General features: G+C 62.0%; 17 protein-coding genes and 2 pseudogenes. 4 read left to right on the top strand and 15 right to left on the bottom strand.

Annotated elements, in window-relative coordinates:
- Window positions 1-761: 761 nt before the first annotated feature.
- A pseudogene (locus tag GKC28_RS23795) lies at window positions 762-1,682 on the top strand (IS5 family transposase); the annotation flags it as partial.
- 412 nt (window positions 1,683-2,094) lie between these two features.
- Here GKC28_RS23795 and GKC28_RS23790 read toward each other — a convergent pair.
- From GKC28_RS23790 to GKC28_RS23775, 4 genes are read right to left on the bottom strand one after another with little or no spacing between them, the layout of a single operon-like run.
- The gene (locus GKC28_RS23790; RefSeq protein ID WP_174149433.1) at window positions 2,095-3,549 is read right to left on the bottom strand and encodes an aldehyde dehydrogenase family protein; all 1,455 of its coding nucleotides are present in this window, start codon (window positions 3,547-3,549) and stop codon (window positions 2,095-2,097) included.
- Complete coding sequence (locus GKC28_RS23785) at window positions 3,546-4,820, bottom strand: FAD-binding oxidoreductase (protein ID WP_065269150.1); 1,275 nt, start codon at window positions 4,818-4,820, stop codon at window positions 3,546-3,548. Before GKC28_RS23785 ends, GKC28_RS23790 begins: the two co-directional genes overlap by 4 nt.
- A 51-nt stretch (window positions 4,821-4,871) precedes the next feature.
- Window positions 4,872-6,041: an alanine racemase gene (locus GKC28_RS23780; protein ID WP_174149432.1), complete on the bottom strand. Its 1,170-nt coding sequence runs from the start codon at window positions 6,039-6,041 to the stop codon at window positions 4,872-4,874.
- Window positions 6,042-6,060: 19 nt separating this feature from the next.
- The gene (locus GKC28_RS23775) at window positions 6,061-6,921 is read right to left on the bottom strand and encodes a GNAT family N-acetyltransferase (protein ID WP_174149431.1); all 861 of its coding nucleotides are present in this window, start codon (window positions 6,919-6,921) and stop codon (window positions 6,061-6,063) included.
- Between the two features lie 233 nt (window positions 6,922-7,154).
- Here GKC28_RS23775 and GKC28_RS23770 point away from each other — a divergent pair, with 233 nt between their 5' ends.
- Window positions 7,155-8,102 carry an ornithine cyclodeaminase family protein gene (locus GKC28_RS23770; RefSeq protein ID WP_174149430.1) on the top strand — a complete coding sequence of 316 codons (948 nt, stop codon included), beginning with the start codon at window positions 7,155-7,157 and terminating at the stop codon, window positions 8,100-8,102.
- 53 nt (window positions 8,103-8,155) lie between these two features.
- Here the strand turns inward: GKC28_RS23770 and GKC28_RS23765 are convergent, their stop codons facing one another.
- The 10 genes from GKC28_RS23765 to GKC28_RS23720 form a co-directional block, all read right to left on the bottom strand.
- On the bottom strand, window positions 8,156-9,487 hold the full coding sequence (locus GKC28_RS23765; RefSeq protein WP_174149429.1) for an aspartate aminotransferase family protein: 1,332 nt from the start codon (window positions 9,485-9,487) through the stop codon (window positions 8,156-8,158).
- The gene (locus GKC28_RS23760; RefSeq protein WP_217434205.1) at window positions 9,484-10,590 is read right to left on the bottom strand and encodes a phosphotransferase; all 1,107 of its coding nucleotides are present in this window, start codon (window positions 10,588-10,590) and stop codon (window positions 9,484-9,486) included. The genes GKC28_RS23765 and GKC28_RS23760 overlap by 4 nt, the downstream gene beginning before the upstream one ends.
- 74 nt (window positions 10,591-10,664) lie before the next feature.
- A complete protein-coding gene (locus GKC28_RS23755; RefSeq protein ID WP_065269146.1) occupies window positions 10,665-11,333 on the bottom strand; it encodes a haloacid dehalogenase type II in 669 nt (222 codons plus the stop codon).
- Window positions 11,334-11,620: 287 nt separating this feature from the next.
- Window positions 11,621-13,087 (bottom strand): NAD(P)/FAD-dependent oxidoreductase, encoded by a 1,467-nt coding sequence (locus GKC28_RS23750; protein ID WP_368041166.1) that lies wholly within the window; start codon window positions 13,085-13,087, stop codon window positions 11,621-11,623.
- Between the two features lie 79 nt (window positions 13,088-13,166).
- Window positions 13,167-14,210, bottom strand: coding sequence for a tartrate dehydrogenase (locus GKC28_RS23745; protein ID WP_174149427.1), 1,044 nt, complete (start codon window positions 14,208-14,210; stop codon window positions 13,167-13,169).
- 43 nt (window positions 14,211-14,253) lie between these two features.
- Window positions 14,254-14,610, bottom strand: a complete 357-nt coding sequence (locus GKC28_RS23740; RefSeq protein ID WP_174149426.1) for a cupin domain-containing protein — start codon at window positions 14,608-14,610, stop codon at window positions 14,254-14,256.
- 12 nt (window positions 14,611-14,622) lie between these two features.
- Window positions 14,623-15,546 (bottom strand): glyoxylate/hydroxypyruvate reductase A, encoded by a 924-nt coding sequence (locus tag GKC28_RS23735; RefSeq protein ID WP_174149425.1) that lies wholly within the window; start codon window positions 15,544-15,546, stop codon window positions 14,623-14,625.
- Between the two features lie 15 nt (window positions 15,547-15,561).
- Window positions 15,562-16,686 carry an acetylornithine deacetylase gene (gene argE, locus GKC28_RS23730; RefSeq protein WP_174149424.1) on the bottom strand — a complete coding sequence of 375 codons (1,125 nt, stop codon included), beginning with the start codon at window positions 16,684-16,686 and terminating at the stop codon, window positions 15,562-15,564.
- Window positions 16,687-16,899: 213 nt separating this feature from the next.
- Window positions 16,900-17,376 (bottom strand): hypothetical protein, encoded by a 477-nt coding sequence (locus GKC28_RS23725; RefSeq protein WP_174149423.1) that lies wholly within the window; start codon window positions 17,374-17,376, stop codon window positions 16,900-16,902.
- A 379-nt stretch (window positions 17,377-17,755) separates the two neighbouring features.
- Window positions 17,756-18,988, bottom strand: coding sequence for a serine hydrolase (locus tag GKC28_RS23720; protein WP_217434203.1), 1,233 nt, complete (start codon window positions 18,986-18,988; stop codon window positions 17,756-17,758).
- 270 nt (window positions 18,989-19,258) lie between these two features.
- Here GKC28_RS23720 and GKC28_RS23715 point away from each other — a divergent pair, with 270 nt between their 5' ends.
- On the top strand, window positions 19,259-19,969 hold the full coding sequence (locus GKC28_RS23715; protein WP_083194301.1) for a TetR/AcrR family transcriptional regulator: 711 nt from the start codon (window positions 19,259-19,261) through the stop codon (window positions 19,967-19,969).
- A 237-nt stretch (window positions 19,970-20,206) separates the two neighbouring features.
- Window positions 20,207-20,677: pseudogene (locus GKC28_RS23710) on the top strand (IS21 family transposase); the annotation flags it as partial.
- Between the two features lie 122 nt (window positions 20,678-20,799).
- On the opposite strand, the gene GKC28_RS23705 reads toward GKC28_RS23710, so the two are convergent.
- A partial coding sequence (locus tag GKC28_RS23705; protein ID WP_217434206.1) for an ATP-binding protein occupies window positions 20,800-20,918 on the bottom strand: 119 nt, incomplete at its 5' end.

Genomic DNA, 20,918 nt, shown 5'->3' with positions numbered 1-20,918 from the left:
CTTGCGGTCACAGCCAACTTTCCGCGCGATCGCGGAAATGCTGAGACCCTGTTTCTTCAGATCATGGATCAAAACGATCTCCCTCAGTCCCTTCACCTGCCTGCCCCTGTCACTCTTTGTTTGGAGCATCAGGCCTGTGTCCCGCGGCAGCGCCAATTCCGAATATTTGAGGTTCGGAATTGACCCTGCCGCTCACGGCTGGGGAATTTTCAAACGGCGGTTTTGGGGAGATTACGTCCGGCGGTTACAGGTGTCAGTGTGCCATTTGAAATGGTTCAAGCGTCAATAATGGCTCCCTTGGCTGCCAGCTACGCGGACGTCCAGTACAGCTCAGACTGCATGCTCAATTTGCAGTGCTGACGCCTGCAACCTGTTCTCGACATAGAAAGCCGAAGGTCCGTCAGAATAGAACTGAAGTTTTTCAGAAGAATAGCCGCATCATCCTCAATTTTTTGCCGAGGATGATGCTCCTATGCCGAAATTATCCTTCGACGGAAAGCCATTCAGGTTTCTCGGTCTTCTGGGTGACCTCGACAGCAACGGGAACCGTGCAGGCTGGTGATCAGCACGCAGCGGTGCCGCGAAGCCGCTCAGGACCCGTTCCAACCCATGCTGCAACTGGACTGAACGGCAACTTTTTTCGGCGTTGATGAGCTCACATTCCGCCTCTAAGGTCGCCTAACAGTCTGCTGAAGAAGTCGGAGCTCGACGCGGTCTGAGGAACATGATTCGTCCTCAGCACAACTTCGGCGGGGGTGATGATGCGCGGGACGGACGAGGCGAGCGGATCGCTTTTCAGCTATGTCGATCTGAAAGAGCGCACCCCGCGCAGCACCCGCTCCGCAAGATCAGGCAGGTGGTCAACGACGCGCTGGCCAGCCTGAATGTCGACTTTGAGGCGCTCTACACCGATTTCGGCCGCCCCTCGATCCCGCTGGAACGGCTGATCCGGGCCAGCCAGCTGCAAATCCAGTTTTCGGTCCGCTCCGAGCGGCAGCTGATGGAACAGATGCAGTATAATCTGCTGTTCCGGTGGTTTGTGGGCCTCGGGGTCGACGATCCGGTGTGGTTGCCAACGGTGTTCACTAAGAACCACGACCGGCTGCTGACCTCCGATATGTCGCGCAAGGTGATGGCGGCAATTCTGGCGCATCGCGAGGTCGCGCCGCTCCTGTCGGACGAACATTTCTCGGTCGATGGCACGTTGGTCAAGGCCAGTGCGTCGATGAAGAGTTTCCAGCCGAAGGCGGCGGGCGCGCCGCCCGGCAATGATGGGTCGGATGACCCGCCTTCGACATGCATTACTCCTACCATACAGCCCATGCTTCGGTCAGTGACCCAGACCCACGGCTCTACAAGAAATCTCCCGGCACGGGGCAATGATGTGCTTCAAGGGGCATGCGCTGATGGAAAACCGGCACGGACTGGTTGTTCAAGGCAACCTGACCCGCGCTGACGGCCGCTCCGAACGCAGGGCCGCGCTGGACATGCTGCACCGCCACTCCCCCGGATCGATCCGGCTGCTGACCTTGGGTTCCGACAAGGAATACGATGCGGCCGAATTCGTCGCGGATCTCCGCCAGGCCTGCGTCACCCCGCACGTCGCCAGGAAGGCGCGGCATTCAGCAATCGACGGGCGTACAACCCGGCACAAAGGCTATGCCCTGCCCCGGAAGTATCGCGGCCTGCCTCCTTCACCAAAGCAGAGCACCGTATGCTCAAACTCGCGACCCCGGAAAAGAATGCGGCAGGGACTGCGCAGTCTTGATTTTTTAGGTCAGGGCGGTCGCGCGACTCGGAGGTTTTCTCGACCGCCGGGAACGACCATCATACGGCGAGGCTTCTCCCGCCCCACCGACCTCGACAAAGGAGCCCGTATCGCAACGCCGCCAGACACTTATGGGGATCTGAGCGCCCAATCGCGCGGTTACGGTCTTGCCGCGCCAACGCATGATCGAACGGCTGCCGTGGATCAGCAGACGTGCTCGACCGCATCGACGCTCACAAGATCAATCGGATCGACGAACTGCTTCCGTGAAATTGCGCGCCACAGGAATAACCCGCGGTATAAACCGGTCGGTGTCAAATAATCAGCTAGAAATAGCCTAGGATGGATTTCGTTTCGAGATATTCCAACATACCCTCAAGCCCGTATTCGCGGCCATTTCCGGATTGCTTGAAGCCGCCGAATGGCGCGTGCGGGTCCCATGCCGGGTAGTTCAGATGCACCTGCCCTGAGCGAATTTGCGCGGCAACGTCTCGGGCGGCCTCCATGTTGCTACCCTGCACATGCGCGCCAAGGCCATAGACGGTATCGTTGGCAATGGAGACCGCCTCATCGACCGTGTCGTATGGGATAATGCAGAGAACCGGGCCGAAGATTTCCTCCTGGGCGATGCGCATGTCGGTGCGCACGTCGGAGAAGATCGTCGGGTTGACGAAGAGCCCCGTCTCAAGCCCTTCCGGCCGCCCTGGCCCGCCGGTGACGAGCTTTGCGCCTTCGGCCACGCCCGCCTCGATCATCGTCTGCACCCGATCGAACTGCGCCCGGTTGGCGATGGCGCCATGTGTGCTGGCCTCGGACAGCGGATCGCCAACGACGATCTCCTCGGTGGCCTGTTTTGCCAGCGCTTCGACTTCGGACAGGCGCGCGCGGGGCACGATCATACGTGTCGGGGCGCTGCAGGACTGGCCGAGGTTGCGGAAGGCGGCGGCGACGCCCGGTGCTATGGCAGAGGAGAGGTCGGCATCAGGCAGGATCACATTGGGCGACTTGCCACCAAGCTCCTGTGCAACGCGCTTGACCGTGGGCGCTGCGGCCTGCGCCACCGCCACGCCCGCACGGGTCGAGCCGGTGATCGAGATCATGTCCACATCCGGATGCGCGGCGAGCGCCGCGCCGACTCCGGCGCCGTCGCCCTGCACGAGATTGAACACCCCTGCGGGAAAGCCGGCCTCCTCAATCACCTCGGCGAAGAGCAGCGCATTAAGGGGAGACAGCTCGCTCGGCTTCAGCACAACCGTGCAGCCCGCCGCCAGCGCCGGGGCCACCTTGGCGGTGATCTGGTAAAGCGGCCAGTTCCAGGGCGTGATCAGCGCGCAGACACCGATCGCCTCATGGGCGATGGCGGTATGGCCGCGCGGTTTGACGAAGGCGAAATCCGACAAGACCTCGATTGCGGTCTTCACATGGGCGATGGCCAGCGGCACTTGCGTCGCACGGGCATAACCGAGGGCCGCGCCCATCTCCAGGGTCAGGCATTGGGCGAATAGCTCGTAGCGGGTCTCGAGCAGACCCGCAAGACGGCTCAGCAGTTCCGCGCGATGTTCCGGCGCCCTCCGGCTCCATCCGGGGAACGCCTTGCGCGCGGCTGCCACCGCCGCGTCCACATCCGCGTCAGTGCCGAGGGGGAAGCGGCAGACCACTTTCTCCGTCGCCGGGTTGGTCACTCCGGCGCTGGCAGTGCCGCGGGGCGTGACCCAAGCACCGCCGATGAAGAAGCGTTCCAGATGGCCGTTCGCAGTCAGATGGTCGAGGGGGGCAGTCATGTCAAAAGGTCCTTCATCCGGTAGTAGGCCCCCAGGATTGGCAGGAACCAGGGGCGGCCGAAGTAGCCCGGGATTGCGGGCCAGTCGAAATCCTTCCAGGGGTTCAGCTCCGGGTGGCCGTCCATGACATCGGCCATAACATGGCCCATCAACGTCGCCATATGGGTGCCGTGGCCGCTATAGCCCATGGAATAGAAGATGCCGTCGCGCTCTCCGGCACGAGGGAGACGGTCGCGGGTCATGTCCACCAGCCCGCCCCAGCAGTAATCCACCCGCGTGTTTGCAAGTTCCGGATAGACATCGGCCATCGTCGACTTAAGGATCCGGCCGCTTTTCTCGTCGGATTGCGGGTTGGAGCCGGCGAACCGCGCCCGTCCACCGAACAGCATCCGGTTGTCCGGCGTCAACCGCCAGTAGACGACGAGGTTACGGGTATCAACGACATTGCGCCCCGTAGGCATCAGCCGGGCTATCTGTTCGGGCGACAGCGGTTCGGTCACGATCAGGAAAGCGCCCACCGGCACGATGCGGCGGCGGATCCAGCCCAGCGGGCCGACCTGCGAGATGCCACTGGCGAGCAGCACTTGCCGCGCGGTAATCCGGCCCTTGGGCGTTTCCACCGCATGGCCGCCATCAAGTTTGCGCAGCCCCGTGACCGGGGCCTGTTCATGGATCTCCGCCCCATGCCGCGCCGCCGCCCGCGCAAGGCCGCGCACATAACGGCCCACATGCATCTGGGCACTTTTGGGATAGAGCAGCCCACCGTGATATCGCTCCGTTCCGACCTCGGCTTGCAGGTCGGATTTCGGGATCATCCTGGTGTCAGGATCGGCGACCTCGGAGAGGAGCGCCTGACTGCGGGCGAGCTTATCGTAATGCTCGGGCTTGGCCGCCAGCTTCAGCTTGCCGACACGCGCGAAATTGCAGTCAATATCCTCCTCGCGCACCAGGCGCTCGACCAGATCGACGCCGGAATCAAACGCCTTGTAAAGCGCGTTTGCCCTGTCCTTGCCGAACTTTCCGACCATGGAGCCATAATCCTGGGCAAAGCCGTTATTGCACATACCGCCATTGCGGCCCGAGGCGGCATTGCCGATGGTCGTAGCTTCCAGAACAGCGACGCGCGCGCCCTTCTTGGCCAAAGCTAGCGCGGCAGAGGATCCGGTTATCCCGCCGCCCACCACGGCGACGTCGTAGTGACCTTCGAGGGGCGCGGTCCGGCCTTGGTAAAACGGCTCGGATGTATCAAGCCAATAGGGGGTCAGTTTCATGTCTTGCACCGCCAAAACTTAAATTTAGTATGCGCCGGGATGCCCCCGGGGCTACCAGCCGCGAATGCGCGGCCAATGGGCGAGGATTTCAGACCCCGCGCCATCGACCACACGATAGCTTTCATGCTGGGCCGCCATCGCGCAGGCATGGTTGGGCAGTATCCTGACCTTTGTGCCGACCGACAGATTCGGCATGGTCGTGTCTGAGCCGCTACGGATCTTGAGGATGCCGTGCTCCTGGCTGGCATCGGCCACGATCACGTCTTCCAGCACGCGCCCGCTTTCGTCACAGACCATACCATATCCCTGATCGACCCGCTGGTTCGCGGTCCCGCGGTCGCGCGACAGCGCCATCCAGCCCGCATCGACCAGCACCCAGCCCTTCTCCGGCTTGGTGCCGATCACCGTGGCCAGCACGGAAATCGCGAGATCGTCTACCGCGCAGACGCCGACCCCATGTTGGACGAGGTCGAAGAACATATAAACACCGGCGCGCAGCTCGGTGATGCCGTCAAGGTTCTCGGCAAAATGCGCGGTCGGGGTCGAGCCGAGGCTGACGATGGGGCAGGCATGGCCACGCGCGCGCAGGATCTCGGCAGCAAGCACTGTGGCCTGGCGCTCGTTCTCGGCGGCCTTCACCAGCGCCTCGGGCGTGTTCAGCCCGTAGGATTCGCCGGCATGGGCAAGCACACCGGCCAGGGTGGCCCCGGCGGCGACAACCCGGTCGGCCACCTGCGGAAGCAGCGGATCATCCGGGTTCAATCCGCCGCGATGGCCGTCGCAATCCACTTCGATCAGGACCGAGGGCACCACCCCTGTGGTGATGCGCACCTCTGCCAGCGCGTCGGCCTGTTCGACACTGTCGAGCAGCAGCTTCACCTCGGCGCCGGTGCGGCGGCAAAGCTCCATCGCGCGCAGGGCGGCGGCGGGCGACAGGCCCACCGCATAGGTGATGTCGCGGTAGCCCTGCTCCGCGAAATACTCCGCCTCGGCCAGGGTTGAAACGGTGATCGGACCCGGCTCGCCGGGGAAAGCGATCCGGGCGACGTCGATGCTTTTCGCTGTCTTCATGTGCGGACGCAGGACCACCCCAAGCGCCTTAGCGCGATCGGCAAGGCGCTGAATATTGCGCGCCAGCTTTGTGCGATCCAGCAGCAGCGCCGGAGTAACGAGGTCCTCGATGGTTGCCGCCGGACCGGATATTTTTTCGTTTACCGTCATCTTCCCATATTCCTTGTTGCTAACCGAGTGACTGGCTTGCCAGCGCATAGATGCGCGCCGCCCCCTCCGGGACCGGCTGCTGCCCCTTGACCATGGCGGTCACCCGGTCGGTGCAGGGCAGGCCCAGGCTCTCCAGCCAGTCGCTCAGCCCGTGTTGCCCGTGGACGTCGATCCGCACGAATTGCCCGTGCAATTGCGCAAACTGTTCCAGGATCAGGCGTTTGGCATCATCAATGCTTTCGGCGACAACCGGGCCAACGACGTAGCCGCGTCCGAAACGGCGCGCCACCGAATAGCCCGCAACGCGCCCCCCGTGTTCGAGGATCGCGACACGGCCAACCCCGGCCAATGCAGCCACCAACGACGCCCGGTCCAGGCCGGTGGCCTGCCGGTCGAATTCCTGGATTGTAGGGATGTCGCAGGCCGCCGCCAGCCGGATCCCCTCATCGCCTTCCACTGCCAGTTCAAGCGGGGCCTGGTGCTGAACGACGGTCCCCGTCTCGACGAAACCGCGCCGCTTGTAGAGCGCCAGCCCCTCCTTGGTGGAACAGAGCATCACATCGCGCCCCTGTGTCGCCTCAAGCAGTTTGTCGAACAAACGCGCGCCATGGCCACGACCCTGTTCGGCGCCGGTAACGATAATCATCCCGGCGCTGGCATGGCGCGTACCAAAGGGCCACCACAGGGCGGTGCCGATCAACTGGCCATCCCGCTCCAGCGCCAAACCGTGGCCCGCCGCCGCGGCCAGGGCCCAATCGTCCAGCCGATAGGGCCAGTTCATCTCTTGCGAAAGCTTCAGCGCACCGGGCAGGTGCCGTGCTTCGAGATTCGTCAGCTCGGCTTCAGAGCCACTTGCCTTTTGTTCCGCCTCAATCGCCATTGCTGAAGTGCCTTTCGATGATCCGGGATTGCATTTTCGATGACAACAGCTTGGCGTCCGGCGAGCCGATTTCACTGCTGTTTTTCCCGGCCAACTCGGCAGGATCATTCGTTCTGCCGCGCCTCTCAGCATAAATGACGGCGCAAATCGGGGGACAAAAGAGCACTCCCCAGCCGACGCCAAGGCGCGGCGGGTAATGGATTGCAAAACACCGAGCTCAGGAGGATACGACCATGATCTATATCAGCGAAGAGGAATCAGCCGGCCTCGTCACTCATGACCTTGCCTACGCGGCGGCCCGCGAGGCGCTGGCGGCAGCGTCCTCGACGCAAAGCGGGGTGTTTCCTGCGGTTCTGGGGCGGTCCTGCGATCCAGGCAATACGTTTTCGGTCAAATCCGGCTGGTCGCAAGCCCTGACCGGAGTGAAAGTTGGCTCCTTTTGGTCCGGAAATCCGGCCCGCGGCCTGCCCCGGCACAATTCCACAATCCTGCTTCTCGATCAGGAATCCGGCCGGTTACGCGCCGTAATCGAGGCCGGAGAAGTCAATGCATATCGGACCGCCGCATCCGATGCGGTCGCCGCCGACCTGCTTGCCCGCAAGGAGGCGCGGGTGCTTGCCGTGTTCGGCGCGGGCAATCAGGCGCTGTACGAGGTGGCCGCATTGGCCCGCATCCGTCCCATCGACACGGTGCTGGTGGTCGCCAATCCCTCGCCGCGCCGCAACACTTTCGTCGCGACGCTGGCCGAGCGCGGCCTGCCCGCGCGGACGGTGTCGGCCGAGGAAGCTGTACAGGCCGCCGATATCGTGGTGACCGCGACACCTTCACGCGCGCCGCTCTTCCAAGCCGAATGGGTCGGGCCGGGCACGCATGTGGTCAGCATGGGCTCCGACGCGCCGGGCAAGCAGGAATTGCCGGCGGAACTGTTGCAAAGGTCGCGTCTGTTCTGCGATCTGCCATCGCAATCGGTTCAGATCGGCGATTTCCAGCACGCGCGCGCCGCCATTGAAGCGGGCGAACTTGAGGTGACGCAGATCGGCGATGTCATCGAGGGGCGCGCGCCGGGCCGCCTGTCGGAGGAAGAGATCACTGTCTATGACAGTTCCGGCATCTCGCTGCAGGATCTCTATATTGCCGAGGCGCTGATCCGATCGAAAGCAAAACAGACTACGCGGGGCTAAACAGACCCCGCGCCGCGTTGCGGGGCAAGCGATGGTTCACCCCGCGCGTGTCGCTATGCGACGGCCACCTTGGCCAGCGCCCGTTCCAGCGCGGCGAGGAACAGCTCCACATGATCGGCCTCGCAAATCAGCGGCGGGCGAACTTTAAGCGTATCTTCATTGGCCCCGGTGGTGCTGATGAGCACACCATCGTCGCGCATCGCATTGACCACATCGAGCGCCAGCTTGCGCCGATCCGTCGGTGAAGCGTCCCCGGTGCCCATATCGACACCGAGGAAGAGTCCGGCATTGCGGATGGCGCGAATGCCGCTCTGTCGGCTGGCAATCTGCTCCAGCCCGTCGCGCAGAAACTGGCCCATGGCAAGCACGTTTTCCGGGATCCGGTCGCGTTGCAGGATTGTCAGCACGGCATCCGCCGTGGCAATGCCGACCGTGTTGCCTGCGAAGGTGTTGGAATAGCGGGCGATGGCACCAAACCGCTCCATTGGGCCTTTACGGCCAACCACGGCACCAATTGGGAATCCGTTGCCCATCGGCTTGCCCAACGTGGCGAGGTCGGGCACGATCCCGTGCCGCTCGAAGCCCCACATATGGGAACCGGTGCGCCCGAAACCCGGCTGCACCTCGTCGGCGATCACGAGACCCCCGGCCTCGCGCACCGCCTGTACCCCGCCGGCGATGAAGCCGGGCGGGTCGATCCAGACACCATCGCTGGAAAAGATGCTGTCGAACAGCAGCGCCGCCACGCCGATGCCGCGGCGGTTCAGGTCGTCAATGGCCGCGCGCACCTGCGACTCGAAGAAATCCGCTGCCTGGGAATCCGGCACCCCTGCCGGACCGGGCAGCGCAACAATCCGCGCATTGGGGCTGAACTTGACGGCGTCGCCCAGATTAGGCGAGACCGCCGCCACCGCGGCGCTGGTGCCGTGATAGGCATAGGAGGAAACGATCACGCCTTCGTTTCCGCTTGTGTAGCGGGCGATCCGCAAAGCCAGATCGTTGGATTCACTGCCCGTACAGGTGAACACCACGCGGTCAATTTCTGTCGGAAAGGTCTCGACCAGCCGTTCGGCATAATCAACAAGGTGCGGTTCGAGATAACGCGTGTTGGCACTGATCCGCCCCGCCTGCTCCGCCATGGCGGCGTTCACTTCCGGGTGGCAGTGACCCAGCGAGGGCACGTTGTTGTAGAAATCGAGATAGGCCCGCCCGTCCGGATCGTAGAGCCACATGCCTTCGCCCCGGACGAAATGCACCGGCCGCCGGTATTGCAGCCGGTAGGAAGCGCCGAGAACACTGTCGCGGCGGGCAATCAGCTCGGCCTCCCGGCTGGGCAGCTCGGTTTCGCCCGGTCTGTAGCGGTTGGGCATGAGATCTGTAGTCATCTTCTGCTCCCTTTTTGAAGGAATTGGCTGTCCGGCGGTGGCAGGGCACATGCCGCCCGAATTGCCGCTTCGCCCGATGGAGCATCGAGCGGCGCCAGGATCGAGAGGCCCCGTTCGGCCCGCGCGACGTTTTTCTTGATGTACTCGGCCTCGGCGGGAAAGAGCTCTGCGCGCCAGTAATTGACCAGGATCAGCGCGCTCTGCCGGGCCTTCATCAGTCCGGCGAGCAACCGTATCTCCAGTTCCGAGAGCGGCAGGACCGAGGCATATCCCGCGATCAGATATTCGGCCCCGCCCAAGGGGCGACGCGGATCGGTGACGACATGGCTCGCGGCGATGGCCAGGTCCTGAATGCGGGGGCTCCAGCCGCCATCGCCAAAGTCGATGAAACCCAGCCCCCGGTCGGTCACGATCATGTTGTGCGGGCTGGGGTCGTTGTGGGTGACCTGCCAGGCCAGATCGGCGATCTTCGGCTCGATCGCCCGCACATACTCCATCATCGCAGTGCACACGTTGTCGGCAACGGTGCCGGGTGGCAGGTATTGATCCAAGTCCAGGAGCCTCGGCCAGCAGCCGATATTCCAGAGAACCGGACGATCAGCCGCAGGCAATTCGGGTTGGGCAAGCGCCAAATCCAGCCGGGCGAGCGCCGTGCCGGTTCGGTAGAGCAGTCCCGGCGCGGGCGTCGCTTGATACAGCGGGACACCTTCAATCCGGGTCTGCAAGTAGCCGCAGACCCCATCCGCCTCAAACATCAGGGCACCGCCAAGCGTGGGGAGGACCTGAGGCGCCACCACATCCGCCGTGGCGTGCAGGCCCGCCATGGCGGCGCTTTGAAACCGGAAGCTGTCAACAGCTTCCGGTCTGGTCGAGGTCTTCAGGATCAGTCGGCGGGCGTCAGGCAGGGTGACGTCCACCGTGCGTTCCACCTCGGAGGACAGGGTCTTGGACGCCCCTGTCAACCCGTAATGACGCTTCAGCACCTCCGCCGAGATGTCGGGCTCCGGCTCACAGGGCCGCACCGAGAGGTTTGAGGCGGCAGCGTCAAAATAGGCGTCGGTCGAGGCGATCGCCCCGAGCCGACGATTGCCCGCTTCGGCCACAGGTCTATCGTGCTGACCTGCCGCAGCGCGGAGCGGAGTGTCACGACCTGTGGCCATCCGGAATGCCCCTGCCCTCAAATGCCGAAGACGCCGGGCAGTCCCGAGATGTCCTTAATCTCGGTGTATTCATAGAAAGGGTTGGCCGGCTCGTGGCCGCGATTGACCCAGACCTTGCTCTTGATCCCCAGATCGTAGGCCGACATCAGGTCGTGGCGGAAGGACGAGGACACATGGGTAATGTCTTCCGGCCCGCAACCCAGCATGTCGAACATATACTCGAACGCCTGGAAATGCGGCTTGTAGGCGCCGGCATCCTCGGCGGTATAAACCGCATGGAAGGGCGCGCCGAGTTTCGCGATATTCGAATGAATTTGCGCATTCATCGAGTTGGTAATGGTCACCAGCGGGATTTCCTTGGCCAGCTTGGCCAGACCGGCGGGCACGTCGGCATGCGGCCCCCAGGAGGGAATGCGGTTATAGACCATTTCCGCGTCTTCCGCCTTGAAGGCCACATTGTTGCGGCGGCAGGCGCGTTCCAACGCGTTATGCACAACATCGGCATAGGGTTTCCAGGCCTGCATCACCTCGTCAAAGCGATAGCCCTGGAAGTTCTTGATGAACTCCTGCATCTGCGGCTCGTCCAGCAGGTGGCCATAAAGGTCGCGCGCGGCCCCGGCCATCTCGAAGTTGATCAGCGTGCCGTGGGTGTCGAAGGTCACGTATTTCGGGCGGAAACGATCCATGGTTGAAGCTCCTGCTAATCTGGTGTCCCGACTGAGCATAGCCGCGCGAGTCTGGCAGAATGTGCTGCAATGCGTGACCGTCCAGCAGAAGCCACTCCAGACTGAAGGAAACGCAGCACGACCTTCCAAACGCCTGTTCCAGCCGTCACGCCCTGGCCCAAGGGAGGACTCGGCCGAGGGGACTTTCATCGGCGCAGGCGATGTCTGGACGTGCTTTTTCCGCTGGTTTCAGTCGTGAAACCAGCGGAAAACAAGGCTATGCGACGTGGATTCGGTGCCTTCGGGCTTCAGCGGCGCGCACGCCACCAGGCAATCCGGTCCTGCAGGGCATAGCCCTTGAGGAAGGCCGGAAGAAACCAGGGATTGCCGCGATAGAACGGAACCGCTGCCGGCGGGCGGAAGTCGAAGGCGGTGCGCGCCTGCTCTCCTTGATCCAATAGCCTGTGGGCCGCGCGCGTGCCGACCCAGGGAGCCCAGACAACGCCCGAGCCGCAGAAACCCGAGGCATAAACGACCCCTGCCCGTTCGAAGATTCGGGGGATCATGTCGCGGTTCATCGCCACATTGCCAAACCAGCTATGCGACAGGCGAACCCCTTCTAGTTCCGGAAAGATCTGGATCAGACCTTCGCGCAGGCGGATCGTCGGCGCCACCGGATCGCCCACGCGCGAATTGTCGCGCCCGCCGAAGAGGATGCGTTTGCCATCCGGCGACGGACGGTAATAGTACCCAAGCTGGCGGTTCTCACCCATCATCATTAGCTTCGGCATCAGCCACGCCATTAGTGCGGGGGCAATTTCTTCGGTGGCGATGATCCTGCTGCGGACGGGCACCAGGCGCCGGCGAAGGAAAGGAACGGCGTCGTCGGTATAGCCGTTGGTGCAGACCAGTACCTGCCGCGTCTGCACCGTGCCGGCCGCTGTCGTGACGCGGAATCCCCGCCCTTCGCTCTGGATCGCGGTGACCGGTGTATGCGAAAGAACTTTAAGCCCAGCAGCAAGCGCCACGCGCAGAAGCTCGGCATGGAACTTCGCCGGATGCAAACCGCCGATATCCATCCGCACCGTGCCGCCTCGGTAGAAATCGCTGCCAACATAGGCGCGTTGCTCATCATGGGGTACGGCGTAGGATTCGATCCCCAACTTCTTCGCCAGCGACTCGGCATTGCGGGCCATCCGGTCGTATTGATCGTAACCAAGCGCTCCCTTGAACGCGCCGGTCAGCCGGAAGTCGCAGTCAAGCCCCTCCGTCTCGATGAAATCGTACAGGAATTCGCGTGCACGCTTACCCTCTGTCTCGATGGCCATCGCCGTCCCTTCACCGAAGCGCTTGGTGATTGACGCATGGTCCGGTCGTATCGTGCCGCTGGTGATTCCGCCATTGCGCGTCGAAGCCCCCTCACCGGGGTTCATCGCATCGAATGCGGCGACCGAACGCCCCGCCCGCGCCAGTGTTAAACCGGCTGCCAGACCGGCGTAACCCGCACCGACAATCGCCACGTCCAGAATCTTGGCCAAGGGTTGCTTCGGCAGCGGACCGACAGGGGCAGCTTCCCACCAATAGGGCGTTTTCTTGTCAGCGACGTTCGGTTCATGCACGTGAAAATCTTTCGGTTGCGTTTGGAACCTTCCCAGGTATTTTCGTGCTTCCATCCGTTCCAACTGTTCCAGTTCCAAAAAATTATAGAGGAACTCACGTTCGTGCAGCAGTAACTTTTGAACAAAATCCGCGACTAGGCAATTCACCCTGAACACAGGGACCGAGACACATGCTAACGGCGACCGCAATCGTCACCCGCTCTTCCACGATGTCAAACCGCGACCCCATAGGCCATCAGCTCAAAACCGCAAGCACGGCGCCTGTGATGGCTTCAGTCCGGTCCTGGCCCGGATTCGTGCCTATTCCTCGCGTGGTTACAGCCTCGATTGCCGACATCACTTCAGCCGCAGCGCTCCGCTCGCCCAAATGTTCGAGCATCATGGCTCCGGACCAGATCGCGGCAATAGGGTTAGCGATGCCAAGATTCGCGATATCAGGCGCCGAACCATGGACCGGCTCGAACATGGAAGGTACGCTGCGATCGGGGTTTATGTTGGCTGAAGCGGCATATCCCAGCCCGCCTTGAATCGCCGCTCCGAGATCGGTCAGAATGTCACCGAAGAGGTTCGAGGCGACAACCACATCAAGGCTGTCAGGCTCCATAACCATGCGGGCCGCGATGGCGTCGATATGATACTGCGTCAACTCGACATCGGGATAATCCTTTGCCACCGCACGCGTGATCTCGTCCCAGAAGACCATGGAGTGCTTCTGGGCATTGGACTTAGTGACGGAGGCGAGTTTTTTCCGGCGGGTACGCGCCTGTTCGAAACCATAACGCAGGATCCGCTCTACCCCCACGCGGGTGAAGATCGAAGTTTCCACAGCGACTTCGTTCCCAGTGCCGGAATGCACGCGCCCGCCAGCGCCCGTGTATTCACCCTCGGTGTTTTCGCGGATGCACAGGATGTCGAATCCTTCCGAACGCAGCGGCCCTTGAACCCCCGGCAAGAGCCGGTGCGGGCGGATGTTGGCATATTGCATGAACTGTTTCCGGATCGGCAGCAAGAGCCCGTGCAGCGAAACAGAGTCAGGCACCTCGGCAGGCCATCCGACGGCTCCAAGCAGGATGGCATCGAAGCTTCGAAGTGTCTCGATCCCGTCGGGCGGCATCATCGCTCCCGTCTCACGGTAGTAGGCGCAGGACCAGGGGAAGTTAGTTCCCTCAAGAGCGAAACCGCCCTTCTTTGCCGCCGCCTGTAGCACCTGCCAGGCCGCCTCGGTGACGTTCTTGCCAATTCCATCGCCGGGGATCAGCGCAATCTTGTGGCTCTTCACGGGAACCTCCTTGAGTTCGTCAGGCGCGCGCGGGGCGGGTGGTTCAGTCGTTCACGACAACATAGATCTTGCGCACGGTCTCAATGGTGCGCCAGATGCCCACGAAACCCGGCTTCATGACAAAGCTGTCGCCGGCGCGATAGGTCTTGGTCTCGCCGTCCTTTTCCTCGATCTCGATCACGCCTGACAGGATGTGGCAGAACTCGAAAGTCGTGCCCTTGATAGAATGGGTCACGCCGGGGGTCGCTTCCCAGACGCCGGTCAGAACCTTGTCATCCTTGGATGCGTCCTGGGCCCAGGTCTTGAAGGCCGGATTGCCGGAGATCAGCCGTTCCGGCAGGGGTAGCGCCTCCTTCGGAGCGAAGCTGGGGTTGGTTTCGATGGTTTGCAGAAGGGACATGGTGTTTTCCTGTCAGTAGCCAAGGGTGCGATCGACAAGGCCGATCAGTTCATCTCCGGCGCGGTGACGCCGGATGTTCTCTGCCACTGCTTGCGCCGCCGTGTGCGGCTGGGTGACAGAAGCGATATGCGGGGTGATCATCACCCCGGGATGCGACCAGAGCGGGTGGTCCTGCGGCAGCGGTTCGGGATCGGTGACATCCAGCATCGCGGCAGCCAGATGGCCGCTGTCCAGCGCCTCGATCAACGCGGTTTGGTCGAGCTGCGGCCCGCGTCCGACATGCAAGAGCCGCGCGCCTTCTGGCAACTGGGCAAAGAGATCCTGGTTGAGCATGCCGTGCGTCTGCTCGGTCAGCGGCAACAGGCAGACCAGAACATCGGTTTGCGCCAGGAAGCCCGGCAGTTGATTGGCGCCGTGAAAGCAGGTGACGCCGTCGATCCGCTTTTCGCTGCGGCTCCACCCGGCAAGCGGGAACCCGAACGGTCTAAGCCGCTCTATAGCTGCCTGCGCCAGCATGCCAAGGCCAAGAAAACCGACCCGGCACTCTGCCGCCTGCCGCGCCGGCAGGGCATGCCAATGCTGGCGGCGCTGATGCTCCTGATAGGCGAGGATATCGCGGTGCAGTGCCAGCACTCCGAGCGCGACATATTCCTGCATCATGCAGATGATGCCATCTTCGACCATGCGCACCAGTTTCAAATGGGACGGCACGACCTCGACATTGAATTGATCGACTCCCGCGCCAATGGAAAACAGCACTTCCAGATTGGGGTAGCGGGCAATGTCCTCCGGCACGGTCCAGGTGAGGAGATAGCGGATCTTTTCGGGCGCCACGTCGTCGCCGGACTGAAAGACCTCCAGATCCGGCAAGGCGTCAGCGAAGACCTCGCGAAAGATCGCACCGCGCGCCGCATCGGAATTGAACAGGAATGCCATGGCCCTGCCCCGCCTTCACGCCGCCAGCCGGGCGCCAAGCGCCTCGATCATGCGCTGGCAGGCGGCCAACTCGGCCGTTTCGATGAATTCGTCCGGGCGATGCGCCCGCCCGATCTCGCCCGGGCCGCAGATGATTGCCTCGATCCCTGCCTGCTGGAACAGCCCCGCCTCGGTACCATAGCTGACCGCGTGGAGCGGTTCCTGCCCGGTGAGGTGCGTCAGCAGCCCCGCAAGGTCGCTGTCACGCGCCGTGGCAAGCGCCGGGTACGAACTCAGCTCCTGCCATTCCACCGCGAAACCGCGGTCGCGCAGGGTCAGAAGCCGGGCCTTGACCGGCTCTAGCAGCGCAGTGGGCGAGACCCCCGGCACGGCACGCGCTTCGATGTCGGCAGTGCAGCGATCGGGGATGATGTTGACCGACTGGCCGCCGGTAACGACGCCGACTTGCAAGGAGGAATAGGGCGGGGCGAAGGTCTCGTCGAATGGACCTTGGGTGAGGGACTGGCCATGAGCCACGGCATGGGTAATGACATCAGCCATCGCGTGCACGGCATTCAGCCCCAAATCGGGGCGCGAGGAATGGCCCGAGCGACCGGTCACCTCCATCCGCGCGGCCATCTTTCCCTTGTGCGCCAGCACCGGCTGCATCCCGCTCGGTTCGCCGATAATCGCCCCTAGCGGCGTCTCGCAGAGGTCCGGCAACGCGGCCAGCAGATGCGGCACACCCCGGCATCCGGCCTCCTCATCATAGGAAAAGGCGAGGTGGATGGGCTGCGCCAGCTCCATCGTCGCGAGATTCGGTAGCGCAGCGAGGGCGCAGGCCAGATACCCCTTCATGTCGGTTGTGCCGCGGCCATAGAGCCTGTCGCCTTCGCGGCGCAGAGCGAAGGGATCCGAACTCCATTCCGGTTCGCCCGCTGGTACGACATCCATATGCCCCGAGAGGACATAGCCCCGACGTTCACGCGGTCCGATGGTCGCAATAAGGTTGGACCGGTCGCCTTCGGGCCCGGGGAGGACTGTCACCTCAGCCCCTGCTGTCCGGCAGAATTCGGCGATCCAGTCTACGATCGCACCATTCGGACAGCCTACGACAGAGGGAAATGCGATCAGTTTCCCGAGAAGTTCTTCCACGTTCATTGCGGTCCCTCGGTTTGCGAGATTTTCATGGTAGGATCAGCTTATTCCCCTTAGGGAGAATTCTCTGCTGTATCTAGCTATGCTTTAGCCGAAGATAGCGGAATGCGTGCTCCCAACAGTGAAACCTGCTTTGAAGTGTCAGCGTACGGCCTGCCCGCCGACAAGAAGTGAATGCTTTCCGGCACCGAGCGCGCCTTGAATGCGAACGGCTCACTACACTTGCCCAATCCTAAGAAAATACTTCGCGTGATGACCATGCAAAGTAAATCGCGGCGGATTAAGATGGGGCTCCTGATTAGTCCGACCGGAATGCAGCACCTGACTTCGACATTGTCGGCCGCCCTGGACCTTTCCAAACATCGTCATTTCGATCAACGCAGGAGAAGCGCACTTGCGGACCGTGCGCCGCTGTACGCTCATCTGGTCTAATTGTACCGCAGCTTCCGCCGCCGAAGTCCGCACCGCTAGCCCGGCCGCATTAACCACATCCCCCGTTTCGGTGGCATCCACAGGCGTTGCCATCATGGACGAAGGGGCGACCTCATGAATTCGCTCACCGGATAAATAAAGCGGCTGCCGGACCGCATCTTTCACTATAATCTTGACCACATCCAGTGCGCGCAAACACGCGGAAGCGGCCAGCGGCGTCTCGTCGCCAAAGAGAGATGCCTCATCACCGAAACTTGGCAACAGACATGCCGACCGCAACGCTGCCTCGTCTAGAGCCCCCCGCAGGGTTGTTCACCGGCCATAGATGCGGGCGGATGTTGGCATCGAAGGCGACCGCGGCGCCAAATCCGTATCTGCCCCCAAACCTGAAATCGGCAAGTGAGCTGTATGTGGCCACTTGAAAATTCGGATCCAGGAAGACGCAGTAAAACGAATGAGCGCAACTCAGGTGACCAGCCATCTTGGGCGCAAACAGCGCTACACTTCAACTCCGCCAGGGTGGGATGCTGCTAAAGGAGCCGCATCAAACCGCGACATGTCCAGACTGGCTGCTTAAAGTTGACGATAGGTGCCTGCTCAGGTCGCGGGCCAGCAGCGCGAAGCTGGCCCGCGCAGCGGCTCATTGCGTTATTTTCGCGGTGATCTGGGCGAAAAGTTCCTCGTTTTCCTGATCCCGGCCGACCGGCTCTTCCGTGTAGCTGATCTTGACGATGACGATATTGTTCGCCGGGTCCACCCGGATGAACTGGTGATGCAGGCCGAGGGCCATGTAAACGTCGCTGCCCGCATCGGTCCACCACTGGTACTGATAGCCGATCGGTGCGCCGGGTTCTACTGGTTCGTATCCTTCGTCCGCCACCGTCGCCTCACGCACCCAATCCGCGGGCACCACCTGCTCGCCATTGGCCATGCCGCCCTGTAGGAACATCTGGCCGAACCGCGCGTGGTCGCGGGCTGTGGCGGCAAGGCCAGCGCCAAAGAATTCGCGCCCTACATCCTCGGGCCCGTCCATGATCCAATAGGCATCAGACTCTGCCCCCATCGGCTTCCAGAGCTTCTCTGCCATGTAGTCTGCACCTGTCCGCCCAGTCACCCGTTCGACAATGCAGCCCAGTACACTGGTGTCGAGCGTAGCGTAGTTGAAGCGTTCGTCGGGCCCGGTTTCGCCTGGAACGGACTCCTTCACCGCGTAGTCACACCAGCGGTAACGATAGGCGACGAGTGAATTGTCATGGACCTGGGTCAACTGGGTTTCGCTGCCGAATTCATAGCGCTCTTCCCAGTCCACGCCCGAGCGCATCCGCAATAGGTCTCGCACGGTGGGGCCGTCATAGCCGGAGCCTTCCATCTCGGGCAGGTACTTAGAGACCTTGTCGCCCAGACTGTCGATCAGCCCGTCATGCAGCGCGAAGCCGATCAGGGTCGAGGTATAGGACTTGGCGACCGAAAAGGTCAGGAACCGAGTGTCCGGCCCGCTGCCATTGCGATAAGTCTCATAGGCCACCGCGCCGTCCTTGAGCACGACGAGCGCATTGGTCCGGGTACGCTCCAGCGCGCCTTCGAGATCATAGGTCTCGCCCAGGATCACATAGTCCCCGTCGAGCGACATCGGGTTTTCGAGCAGTTCCCAGGCCGAATCGGCTGCATCCACGGTGCGGGTGGCGAACATCTGATCCATGTACTGGAACGTCAGGTAATTGAGCGTGGGCATGAACATGCTCGCGCGGGCCTCGATCATAGTGGGCATCAGCCAGCGGGACGGGCCGTCCGGCTGGGCGCTGGCCGAGCCGGACAGGCTAGACAGCGTGGCTGTGGCGCCAAGGGCGGCCACGATATGATTGAACTGGAACAAGCGTTTCTCCTCTCGTGTGCTTGAAACTGCTTCGATGGCAGCCTTTTGCACTGGCCCAGATCCTTTCCGCACATTTACCATCGGGCGGCCCGCGGGTGCATTATCGGAGTACCTGCATTGAACGCCCTTCGGGCCTTACCAACGCCCTGGGACAAGCAGGTAGAAGATCATGGAACAGCAGTCTCCCTAAGCTGGTCGATGACAGTAATTGGTATTGACAGAGTGTTTTATAGTCAATAAAAATTTTTATCGAATAAAGAAAGTGGCTAAATGACTAGGTCGGACAGGATCGCTCCGAAGGCGGCGGCACCGCGTGGCGACGGCGAAGCGCAGGCGCCCGAAGGATTGAGATCGCACAAGAAGGCAAAGCGGCGCGGAGCGATTCTTCAGGAGGCGCGTTCACTCTTCGCCGAACAGGGCGTGGACGCGACCACCATGGCCGATATTGCCAAGACTGTCGGGGTCTCGACCCCGACAGTGTTCAACTATTTCGGCAGCAAGGACGGGATCCTGATCGCGCTCATCACCGAGGGAGCGCAGGAAGCGCGGGACAACAGCAAGGTGCTCGCACCGCGGACGGACGACAATTTCACCAGCATCCTGATGACACTGTTCATGGATATTTCGGTGGAGACGCTGGAGATTGCGAGTAAGCGGATTTGGCGCTATGCCGAAGCGGCCTCGATCCGGCACCCGATCACCGAACTGGCACAATCCTTCCAGCAGGTCAATGATGCGCTCCTGGATCTGATTGAGGTCATCGTATCGAGCTACACGCTAACCCTGCACGACCGCACACATGGAGACCCGCGCCAGGTCGCACAAATCTTCTACGATGTCTGGACCTTGACCTTTCAGGACTTGATCCGTTCGCCAGAGATGACAATTGAAACGCATCGAGACCAGTTGAGAGCGCGTTTCGAGCCGCTGTGCCGCATGATCTTCGCACCGGACTTTCTGGCGAAGCCAACGCTGGCATGAGAAATTCGTACCCTCGCAAGAATAGCACAGAAATGCTCAGCGAAGAGGTGAAAGGGTACCGAATAACTAATGCGGTTGGTGGGGTGTCGGGCGACACATAGTTTTGCCACTTGCGACAGAACCTTTCCTTTTTCGTGTCTCCAACATCCCCGCTCGCGCCTCCTGTTCCGCCAGTGGCGAAGCCTTCCCTGATTTTCACTTCGGAAGACCTCGTGTCTTCCGGAGGGCAAAGCAGGGTGGGGCCGCTTTGTTGCCAGCCAGAACCTGCAGTCTGTCCTGCGCTGTCACATCGCGGCATTCGCCGCCATGGGCGGTGCCGTTGAAGAAATCCTCTATGACCGCATGAAAACGGCCGTGATCGGAGAGGATGAAGCCGGGGTTGTCACCTACAACGCAGCTCTGGTGGCACTCCTGAACCATTACGGCACGGTGCCGCGCGCCTGCCAGCCCTACAGGGCCCGCACCAAAGGCAAGGTTGAACGGCCATTCCGCTATATCCGCCAGGACTTCTTCCTGGCCCGCACATTCCGGAACATGGATGATCTCAATGCCCAGTTTGATGCCTGGCGGACCGGGGTGGCCAATCCCCGGGTTCACGCCACAACACGGCAGGTAGTCGACGAGGCCTTTGCCGGAGAGGTTGCGCATTTGAAGCCGCTGCCGGCGGTTCCCTACAGCGCTGTGCTGACTGTGGAACGCCGGGTGTCAATGAGCGTTCAAAACTGACCCGGTTTCAGCGTTTGAATTTGACCCACCCCTTGTGGCGCAAAGGCCCCAGGCGGGCCGCCCTCCTATAGCGAGTCCGTCTGGGGCCTTTGCTTGCGCGACGTTTATGTTTTTCTGCGTCGCTTGCTCTGTGCGAACCGGTATGACGTGTTGCCTGTCTCGATGATTGCGCAGTGATGAGTTACGCGATCCAGAAGCGCGGTTGTCATCTTGGCGTCACCGA

The organism is Leisingera sp. ANG59 (assembly GCF_013317235.1).
Classification (GTDB): domain Bacteria; phylum Pseudomonadota; class Alphaproteobacteria; order Rhodobacterales; family Rhodobacteraceae; genus Leisingera.
The sequence above is the reverse complement of the archived record's forward strand: the minus strand, read 5'-3'. Positions and strand labels throughout refer to the sequence as shown.